Source organism: uncultured Cellulomonas sp., assembly GCF_963527515.1.
Taxonomy (GTDB): Bacteria; Actinomycetota; Actinomycetes; order Actinomycetales; family Cellulomonadaceae; genus Cellulomonas.
Genome location: NZ_CAURTV010000040.1, coordinates 21060 through 28793, shown reverse-complemented (window position 1 = coordinate 28793; position 7734 = coordinate 21060). Strand labels below are relative to the sequence as shown.

The following is a 7734-nucleotide window of genomic DNA, read 5'->3' as shown; positions in this document are numbered from 1 at the left end:
GGCGGGCGACCCGCCTCAGGCCAGCAGCAGCAGGCCCAGGAGGGTCAGGTTCAGGGCGACCACCAGGGTCACCACCAGCAGCAGGGTCGCGTGGAGCCAGGGGCCGTTGCGGTGGGGGCCCATCACCGCCCGGGATCGGGTCAGGGCGACCAGCGGGATGACCGCGAACGGGATGCCGAAGCTGAGCACCACCTGCGACAGGACCAGGGTCCAGGTGGCGTCGGCGCCGACGGCCAGCAGGACGATCGCCGGGATCAGGGTGACCATGCGGCGGACCAGCAGGGGGATCCGGCGGTGGATGAGTCCCTCCATGATCGTCGCGCCCGCGTACGCGCCGACCGAGGTGGACGCCAGCCCCGACGCCAGCAGGCCGATGGCGAACGCGATCCCGATGCCGAGACCGAGCGCGGCGACGATGGCGTCGTAGGCGCCGGGGATCGAGTCGGTGCCGGGGACGCCGCGCAGCCCGGACGCGGCGAGCAGCAGCAGGCCGATGTTGACGATGCCGGCGACCACGAGCGCGGCGCCGACGTCCCACCGGGTGGAGCGCAGCAGGTGGTGCAGCGCGGATCCGGACGCCTTGCCGTGGCGGTCGCGGACCAGCGCCGAGTGCACGTAGATCGCGTGCGGCATGACGGTCGCACCGAGCATGGAGGCGGCGAGCAGCACGGAGTCCGTGCCGTCGAAGCGCGGGACCAGCCCGGAGAGGATGCCCCGACCGGCCGGCGGCGAGACGAACAGCCCCGCCAGGAACCCGATCGTGATGACGGCGAGCAGGGCGACGATGACGAGCTCGAAGCGTCGCTGCCCGTACCGGTTCTGGGTGGCGAGCAGCAGCATGGACACGACGCCGACGATCAGCCCGCCGAGCGGCAGCGGGACGCCGAAGAGCAGGTTCAGGGCGATCGCGCCGCCGACCACCTCGGCGATGTCGGTGGCCGCGGCGACCACCTCGGCCTGCGCCCAGAACGCCAGCCGCGGACCGCGTCGCATGCGCTGGCCGAGCACGCCGGGCAGCGAGTCGCCGGTGACCAGCCCCAGCTTCGCCGACTGGTACTGCACCAGCACCGCCATGGCGTTGGCCGCGACGAGCACCCACAGGAGCAGGTAGCCGTACCGCGCGCCTGCGGTCAGGTTCGCGGCGACGTTGCCCGGGTCGACGTACGCGATGGCGGCGACGAACGCCGGGCCGAGCAGCAGCGGGGCACGACGCCGACGCGGCGTACCGACCCGGACGTCGTCGTCCGTCGCGCTGCTGACCATGCCGCACCTCACAAAGTTCGGACGTCCGAACTCATGCTAGCGGGCAGTCGCAACCTCGCGCTCCCACCCGTCGGCGGTCGGGTGGAAGCCGACGCGCTCCAGGTACGCGCGCGACTCCGTCGTCGGCGCACCGCCGAGCACCAGCCGGCGGAACCCGTGCGACGCGAACACCCCGCTGTCGCGGTAGACGAACTCGCCGGGGGTGAAGTCCCGGTACCGCGGGGTGACGTAGTCCAGGTCCACCCGGCCGACGCCCTCGCCGGCGGACCGGACCACCACCGCGCCCACCAGCTCGTCCCCGCGCACGACGACGAACGACGCCGACGGCGCCGGGTCGGCGGCGCTGAAACCCGGGTGGAACCTGGCGATGTCCGGGGCGTGCGAGTCGAGCAGGTGACGCAGGACGGCGCCGTCGGTGGGCACCTCCAGGACCCCGTACACCAGGGCGTCGTGACGCTCGCGCTGCAGCCGCACCAGCCAGTAGACGTCGATGATCGCGATGACCCCGTTCATCACGGCGAACGGCCAGATCTCGATGGCCACGTTGTACCCCGTGGCGATCACGGCTCCCACCAGGTTGAGCACCCGGAAGCGCAGCACGCGCGCCTGCGTGAGCGAGACGATGACGAGCAACGAGCCGACCCAGCCGACGATCTCCAACCACACCATCCGGCGAGCGTAACGACGCGTGGGAAAAGGGCTCGCCGCCGCGCGGTCTCCCGCGGGATGGTGGGTGCCATGACGACGTGGTCGATCCGCGAGGTACCGGTCTCCGAGACCGTCGAGGGTGCCTGGCTGCTCCACGGCTACACCGCAGCGATCAACGACGTGCTCCTCGACTCCTGGGGCAACCACGACTTCGACCGCGGGGCGACGGAGATCCTCGGGTCCATGCGCGACCAGGCGTACGAGCGCAAGCCGCGCCTGGTCGCGGTGGCCGACGACGAGCACGACGCCCCGGACCCGGACCGCATCCTCGGCTACTCGGCGGTCAACCTCCCGCTGCAGGACAACACGCACACCGCGTGGTTCGACCTGGGGGTCCGCCCGGCGCACCGGCGCCAGGGGGTGGGCGGCGCGCTGTACGACGCCGTCATGGCCCTCGTGCGCGACGCCGGCCGGACGACCATCGGCTCGTCCACCGACCAGCGCGTCGAGCCGCCCGAGGGCCCGGGCACGCTCGAGCCGTCGACGGGCGTCGGCCGCGTGTGCGCCGACGACGCCGGTCCGCGGTTCCTGCGGGAGCGCGGCTTCGCCCTCGAGCAGGTCGAGCGCCACTCGGTCTTCGAGCTCCCCTTCGACGGGGAGCTCATCGCCACGCACCGTGCGGAGGCGGAGGCGCACGCGGGCCCCGACTACCGGCTGGTGTCGTGGCAGAGCCACGTGCCCGAGGAGTGGGTCGACGCGTACGCGCTGCTCAACACGCGGATGAGCACGGACGTGCCCCTGGGCGGCCTCGACCTCGAGGAGGACGTCTGGGACGCCCAACGGATCCGGCAGACCGAGAAGCAGTACGCGGAGCGCGAGCTCGAGCTGCTGGTCATGGCCGCGGAGCACATCCCCACGCACACGCTCGCCGCGTTCACGGCTTTCTTGGAGGTCCCGACGACCGAGGAGTTCGTGCACCAGGACGACACGCTCGTGCTCAGGGAGCACCGCGGGAAGCGTCTCGGGATGCTGGTCAAGGCGGCCAACCTCCAGCGGCTGGCGGCCGAGCGGCCGAAGGTGCGGCGCATCAGCACGTGGAACGCGCAGGAGAACTCCTACATGCTCGCCATCAACGTCGCGCTCGGGTTCCGGCCCGCCGGCGGCTCCGGCGAGTGGCAGCTCAAGCTCAGCTGACGCGGGCGGAGCCGCTGTGCGGCACCGACTGCTGCCACCAGCCGGACCAGCGGCGCTGCACCTCGGCCAACGTGGCGTCGTCCAGGCCGTAGGTGGACAGGATCGCGTCGACCGTGCCCTCCGGCGGGGCGATGGCCGCGGGCGTCTCCATGACCACCAGGAACGACTCGGTGATCCCGTGCAGCCGCAGGCCGAACTGCAGGGGCGCCCGGTAGATCAGGGTGCCACCGAGCAGCGTGCCGTCGGGGCGCCGGGCCTGCACGTGACCGCCGACGGGCACCCCGTGGATCCCCCGCAGGCCGGCACGGTCGAGCAGCCGGTCGGTGCGCGCGCCGGCAGCCAGACCGAAGACGCTCAGGGTCCGCCGGTCCTGGTCGGGGTGGATGCTGAGCGCGAACTGCAGCTGGTGCAGGAACGCGATCCAGCCCTCGTCGACCTCGTCGCGGACGCCGTCGAAGGCCGCCATGCCCTGGTGGCTGCTCCGCGTGATGCTCACCCGCGAACGGTCGTGCGCCGACGACCGGAGCGTGAGCCGGTCGTGGTGCGGCCAGGACAGGATGCGGACCGTCTCGTCGCCGGTGCCCTCGGAGTGCTCCACGGCCTGGTCGACGAAGATCCGCCGGATCTCGGCCTCCAGGCCGTCGTGGTCCCAGCCGTACCAGCGCCGCACCAGCGCCGGGTCGCGCAGGTAGGACCAGACCGTGTCCGGCGGCACGGGGATCTCGACCGACACGACCTCACGGAGCTCCAGCGTCATCGCCATCACCTCGGTACTCGCCCACCCGGATGCTTCGACCGTAGCCCGCCCGGGCGGGAACCGCGATCAGTCGTCGAGGACCGCGAGCGCGTCGCGCTCCACCCCGAGCTCGACGACGTCCCCCGCAGTCCATCGGCCGCCGACGGGGCCCAGGGCGGTCACGACGCCGATCCCGTCGACCTCGACCCGGACCTCCGAGCGACCGCGCCGGGAGGACACGCCGCGCACCGTCCCCTTGGCCGCCCCCGACCGGCCGACGACGAACGCCCCCTCGGCGAGCGCCAGGGTGCGGGGCGACGGCGGGACGTCGAGCGCCTCGCGCAGGGGTGCGGCGGCGGGGCTGTCCAGCGGCACGAACGCCTCGTACCCGAGGAACGCCGCCACCTCGCGCGTGGCGGGTCGGCTCCAGAGGTCCGCCGGTGCGTCGACCTGCAGGAGCCGGCCCGTGGACATCACCGCCACCCGATCGGCCACCGCGAAGGCCTCGTCCTGGTCGTGCGTCACGAGCACGGCCGTGGTGCCGGTGGCCACCAGGGCGGCGCGCAGGTCCACGGCGAGCCGCTCGCGCAGGGCACGGTCGAGGGCGGACAGCGGCTCGTCGAGCAGCAGCAGCCGCGGGGCCGGCGCCAGGGCACGGGCTAGGGCGACGCGCTGCCGCTCCCCGCCGGACAGGGTGGCCACGGCGCGGGACTCGTAGCCGGCGAGGCCGACGAGCTCGAGCAGCTCGGCGACGCGCACTGCGGACCGCGACGGCAGGCCGTACGCCACGTTCCCGCCCACCGACCGATGGGCGAAGAGCTGCCCGTCCTGGAACATCAGGCCGAACCCGCGCCGGTGCACGGGCAGTCCGGCGACGGAGACGCCGTCCCACGCCACCGCGCCCGCGGCCAGAGGCTCGAGCCCGGCGACCGCCCGCAGGAGCGACGACTTGCCGCAGCCGGACGGGCCCAGCAGCGCGACCACCGACCGGGTGGGGACGTCGAGCGACACCCCGTCGACGGCGGCCACCGGGCCGTACCGGACGGCGACGTCCCGCAGGGTCAGACCGTTCACCACTCACCTCCGGCGCCGGGGGCGCGCAGTCGTTCACAGGCTGCCACGATCCCCGCGGTGAGCACCGCGAGGACGACGGAGGCGGCGAGCGCCATACCGTAGGACTCCGGGCCGGGCCGCCCGATGAGCCGGAAGATGACCACCGGCAGCGTGGGCCGGTCGGGCCGGGCGAGGAACGAGGTGGCACCGAACTCCCCCAGCGACGCGGCGAACGCGAACCCGACGGCGAGCCCGAGCGACCGGGTGGCGATCGCCAGGTCCACAGTGCGCAGCACGCGTCCCGGCGCGGCCCCGAGCGTGGCGGCCACCTCGCGCAGCCGGGGGTCGATGGCGCGCAGCACGGGCAGGACGGTCCGCACGACGAGCGGCACCGCGACCACCGCCTGCGCGATCGGCACGAGGACGGGGCTGGTCCGCAGGTCCACGGGCAGCCCGAACGGCTGGTGCATGGACAGCAGGAACCCGAACCCGACGGTCACCGCGGACACCCCGAGGGGGAGCATGAACAGCGCGTCGAGGCCCACCACCGCGCGCCGGCCGAGCGCGCGGCGCGGGCGTCGGGACACCACGAGCGCCACCAGCCCGCCGACCACCAGCGCGATGACCGTGGCGTCCAGGGCCACCCGGAGCGAGTTCAGGGTGGCCTGCCACACGGTCACGGTGAGCGCCCCGCCGGTGGTGCCCAGCGCGGTGTAGTGGTCGAGGCCCCAGCCGCCGTCGGTGCGCAGCGACCGGACCACGAGGTTGACCAGCGGCAGGGCGAGCAGCAGGACGACGACCGCGGTGACGGCCGTGGCGACGAGGGTCAGGGCGTGACCGTCGCCGGCCGGCATGCCCGCGGGGCGACGCAGCCGCAGCGGCCGCACCGACGCCTCCGGCAGGGTGAGCGCCAGCGCCCGCTCGCGCCGCGACCGGGCCCGGGCGGCGAGGGCGAGCGCCGCGGCGACCACCACCAGCTGCACCACGGACAGCACCGCGGCCGCGCGCAGGTCGAGGAACTGCGTCGTCTGCACCCAGATCTCGGTCTCGATGGTGCCGAACTGCAGCCCGCCGAGCACCAGCACGGTGCCGAACGCGGTGGCGCAGAACAGGAAGGCCAGCGACGCGGCGGACGCGATCGCCGGGGTGAGCGCCGGCAAGGTCACGGTCCGGAACGCCCGCCACGGTGAGGCCCCCAGCGCGCGCGCCGCCTGCTCGGCCCTCGGGTCCAGCCGCTCCCAGAGACCGCCGACCGCCCGCACCACGACGGCGTAGTTGAAGAACACCAGGGCGGCGACGATGGCGGCGAACGTGCCGTCCAGGTGCAGGAACCCCAGCGGCCCACCGTCGACCAGCAGGGACCGGAACGCGACCCCGACCACCACGGTGGGCAGCACGAACGGCACGGTCACGAACGCCCGCAGCGCCGCGCGCCCCCGGAACGTGTGCCGGTAGAGCACGTACGCGCCGGGCACGCCGAGTGCCACGGACAGCACGGTGCCCAGCGACGCCTGGGCGAGGGTCAACCCGATGATCCGCCAGGTGCGCGGCCGCGAGAACACGTCCGCGAACCCGCCGAGGTCCAGCTGCCCGTCGACGACGAAGCCGCGCGCGATCATCACGGCGACCGGCCAGGCGAAGAACAGCCCGAGGAAGACGAGAGGGACGGCGACGGCGAGCGCCCAGGACGCGACCGCGCGCGACCGACCCGGCGCCACGGAGGCGTCGGGCCGGTCCAGCGTGAGCGGGGCCGCGACAGGCACGGTCAGCCGATCACCGTGTCCGACCACTCGGTCAGCCACGGCTCGCGGTTGGCGTCGATGACCTCGGGCGCCACCTCGAACGGGTCGGACGCCAGGGGCGCGAACGCCGCCCACTCGGGCGGGAGCGTGGCCGTCGGGCTCACCGGGTACATGTACATGGACACGGGGATGTCGTCCTGCACCTGGTCGGTGAGCAGGAAGTCGAGCAGCTGCTGCGCCCCCTCCGGGTTGTCCGCCCCCGCCAGCACGCCCGCGTACTCGGTCTGCCGGAAGCAGGTGCCCAGCAGCGCGCCGGTCGTCGGCTCGGTGCCGCCCTCGGGCACGGTGTACGGCGGCGACGACGCGTAGGACAGGACGATCGGCCGCGGGCCACCGCCGCCGCCGCCGGAGAAGTCGGTGTAGTAGGCGTCGGACCAGCCGTCGGCGACCTTGACCCCGTTGGCCTTGAGCGCCGTCCAGTAGGCCTGCCACCCGTCCTCACCGAACGCCCCGACGGTGGCCAGCAGGAACGACAGCCCCGGCGACGACGTCACGGCGTTGGGGACCACCAGCAGGTCCTTGTACTCCGGCTCGGTCAGGTCTTCGAGCGTCGCCGGCTCGGCCACGCCGTTCGCCGTGAACCACGCGTGGTCCACGTTGATGCAGACGTCGCCGTAGTCGATCGGGACCAGGGCGCCCTCGAAGGCGTCGGGCGTGCTGGTCGGGGCGACGACGCCCTCGTCGACCGCGCGGGACGCGAACGAGTTGTCGATGCCGAACACCAGGTCCCCCAGCGGAGCGTCCGAGGTGAGCACGAGCTGGTTGACCAGCGCGCCGGCGTCGCCCTGCTCCACGACGTCGACCGTGAGGCCGGACTGCTCCTCGAACGCCTCGAGGATCCCGTCGGACAGGCCGAACGAGTCGTGCGTGACGAGCGTGACGGTGCCGGCCGACGCACTGGGCGCCGGGTCGCCGGACCCGACGGCCGAGCAGCCGGCCAGGACCACGATCCCGGCGGCTGCGACGAGCGAGTGGATCCTCGCCATGGTGATGCTCCTCCTTGGTCGAAAAGGAGGGGGTCGTCGCGGCACGGCCGGA

At 73.7% G+C, this 7734-nt stretch carries 7 protein-coding genes; 1 reads left to right on the top strand and 6 read right to left on the bottom strand.

The window, feature by feature from the left end:
• Positions 1-15 precede the first annotated feature (15 nt).
• Positions 16-1263: an Nramp family divalent metal transporter gene (locus RYN42_RS11205; RefSeq protein WP_315096118.1), complete on the bottom strand. Its 1248-nt coding sequence runs from the start codon at positions 1261-1263 to the stop codon at positions 16-18.
• A 36-nt stretch (positions 1264-1299) separates the two neighbouring features.
• Positions 1300-1932, bottom strand: a complete 633-nt coding sequence (locus tag RYN42_RS11200; RefSeq protein ID WP_315096116.1) for a hypothetical protein — start codon at positions 1930-1932, stop codon at positions 1300-1302.
• 69 nt (positions 1933-2001) lie between these two features.
• Here RYN42_RS11200 and RYN42_RS11195 point away from each other — a divergent pair, with 69 nt between their 5' ends.
• A complete protein-coding gene (locus RYN42_RS11195) occupies positions 2002-3105 on the top strand; it encodes a GNAT family N-acetyltransferase (RefSeq protein ID WP_315096115.1) in 1104 nt (367 codons plus the stop codon).
• Here RYN42_RS11195 and RYN42_RS11190 read toward each other — a convergent pair.
• The 4 genes from RYN42_RS11190 to RYN42_RS11175 form a co-directional block, all read right to left on the bottom strand.
• Positions 3098-3862: a hypothetical protein gene (locus RYN42_RS11190; protein ID WP_315096112.1), complete on the bottom strand. Its 765-nt coding sequence runs from the start codon at positions 3860-3862 to the stop codon at positions 3098-3100. The genes RYN42_RS11195 and RYN42_RS11190 overlap by 8 nt on opposite strands.
• A gap of 66 nt (positions 3863-3928) precedes the next feature.
• The gene (locus RYN42_RS11185) at positions 3929-4918 is read right to left on the bottom strand and encodes an ABC transporter ATP-binding protein (RefSeq protein ID WP_399552467.1); all 990 of its coding nucleotides are present in this window, start codon (positions 4916-4918) and stop codon (positions 3929-3931) included.
• Positions 4912-6612: an iron ABC transporter permease gene (locus RYN42_RS11180; protein WP_315096124.1), complete on the bottom strand. Its 1701-nt coding sequence runs from the start codon at positions 6610-6612 to the stop codon at positions 4912-4914. The genes RYN42_RS11185 and RYN42_RS11180 overlap by 7 nt, the downstream gene beginning before the upstream one ends.
• Positions 6613-6659: 47 nt before the next feature.
• A complete protein-coding gene (locus RYN42_RS11175) occupies positions 6660-7682 on the bottom strand; it encodes a thiamine ABC transporter substrate-binding protein (protein ID WP_315096108.1) in 1023 nt (340 codons plus the stop codon).
• Positions 7683-7734: the final 52 nt, after the last annotated feature.

Bases quoted from the DNA above. Each gene is read 5' to 3' on its own strand.
- RYN42_RS11205 (WP_315096118.1), bottom strand. From the start codon at position 1,263: ATGGTCAGCAGCGCGACGGACGACGACGTCCGGGTCGGTACGCCGCGT.
- RYN42_RS11200 (WP_315096116.1), bottom strand. From the start codon at position 1,932: ATGGTGTGGTTGGAGATCGTCGGCTGGGTCGGCTCGTTGCTCGTCATC.
- RYN42_RS11195 (WP_315096115.1), top strand. From the start codon at position 2,002: ATGACGACGTGGTCGATCCGCGAGGTACCGGTCTCCGAGACCGTCGAG.
- RYN42_RS11190 (WP_315096112.1), bottom strand. From the start codon at position 3,862: ATGACGCTGGAGCTCCGTGAGGTCGTGTCGGTCGAGATCCCCGTGCCG.
- RYN42_RS11175 (WP_315096108.1), bottom strand. From the start codon at position 7,682: ATGGCGAGGATCCACTCGCTCGTCGCAGCCGCCGGGATCGTGGTCCTG.